The sequence below is a fragment of the Streptomyces sp. NPDC006923 genome, assembly GCF_040635655.1.
Lineage (GTDB): Bacteria > Actinomycetota > Actinomycetes > Streptomycetales > Streptomycetaceae > Streptomyces.
The window spans coordinates 1-1,612 of record NZ_JBEYIF010000070.1 but is presented as its reverse complement, the minus strand read 5'-3'; the positions used below and the strand labels follow the sequence as shown (position 1 = coordinate 1,612).

Here is a 1,612-nt window from a genome sequence, read left to right as displayed (position 1 = left end):
GGCAAAAAGCCTAGAGATTTAGCTTTGGCAACGGCAAACTTTCCAGGTATAATTTTTGGATTGGTCACATTTTTTACTGCCCTTTGATGATAAAAAAATTGATTAATTGGACCTGTGTGTGGCCATTATCAGAGATAAATAAATAATAAATTCGCAAATTGTAAAATGAAGTTAGCCACCTTGAGTCAAGCAAAAAACATCTGAATCTCTTATACTAGAAGTTCGACCAAATAGTATAAAAAGGAAATTCAGATGCAAGACTATTCTATCACAAGCCAGAGCAAAGGGAAACACCTGACCAATCAAGACCGTTTAAACATTGAACGTTGGCACAATAAAGAAGGACTGAGCAACCGTGAGATTGCGCGCTTATTGAATAAAGCTCATGGGACGATTGACAGAGAGATGAAGCGAGGGGAAATCCAGCTCAAGCGGAAGGTAAAATACTCTGCTAAAAAGGCTCAAGAAAATTATGAAGGATTGAGGGCTCACAGTGTTCGTCCGAGTAAACTCACGACTGAGATTGATTGTTATGTGAGTACACGTCTTAAAGAAGACAAGGACTCTTTGGAAGTCATTCATCAGGCTCTAAAAGGAGTTTCTCTGAGCAGCCTCTACAATTGGGTCAACTGGGGCTGGTTAGAAGCCAAGCGTCATCATCTTTTCTATCCGCAGTATAAGGCGGCAAAGAAAATCAAACCTCGTGCGCCAAAGCATCCTTTTGGTAAGTCTATTGAAGAACGGCCTGAGTTCATTAACAATCGCTTAGAAGTGGGGCATTACGAGATTGACACGGTCATTCTTACGAGAGCTAAGAACAAGGTGCTTTTGACGCTCACAGAGCGAAAATACCGCACGGAGATCATTCGCTTGATTGATGGGAAAACAGCACAGGCGGTCAATGATGAGCTGGTGGAACTTCAAAAAAGTTATGACTTCAAATCCATTACCCCTGACAATGGCCATGAATTTGCAAGGCTCTCTGAGGTCGTAAGCTGTCCAGTTTACTATGCACACGCCTACGCGAGCTTTGAGCGAGGGACGAATGAAAACCATAACCGAATGATTCGTAGGCATCTGCCAAAAGGCACAACAAAGACGACCCCTGAAGAAGTCGCCGCTATCGAGTATTGGATGAACCATTATCCAAGAAAAATGTTCAACTATAAGAGTTCATATGAGATGAGCTTGGCTGGCTAACTTGGACTTGCAATTTGCGTAAAAAATTAAATGATCGCTAATAAGGGATATAAGTTATAAAATAATAAATATAGCATGAGAAATTAAATAGATTTCTTGTGTTTGGATAAGCAATATTAAAGGAGCGTGTGGTATAATTGACACAGGACTTTCTTGTAAGCCTATCCATTTTCTAAAAGGAGGAAAAGATATGCGTCGTTGGATTATTCATCTTGTTATGACTGTCATCGGAGCATCGCTAGGTGTTGCTGTTGTACCATCAATTTTAAAGGTATTTGGTTGGGACACAGGGATTTTGCAGAACGAAGCTGTTGACGGTGTGATTGGTGCAATTATTTTTATTATTCTTTCATTTATATTTGCCGGTTCAATGCTTAATGGGTTGAAAAAAATAGATTCTAGAATTTCCAAA

2 protein-coding genes are annotated in these 1,612 nt (G+C 40.0%); both read left to right on the top strand.

Annotated features, from left to right (window positions below):
- Positions 1-252 precede the first annotated feature (252 nt).
- Entirely contained in the window at positions 253-1,200 is a 948-nt protein-coding gene (locus ABZ707_RS33445) for an IS30 family transposase (RefSeq protein WP_003130410.1), read from the top strand.
- Between the two features lie 190 nt (positions 1,201-1,390).
- The coding region (locus ABZ707_RS33440) for a hypothetical protein (RefSeq protein WP_360182659.1) at positions 1,391-1,612 on the top strand (222 nt) is incomplete at its 3' end.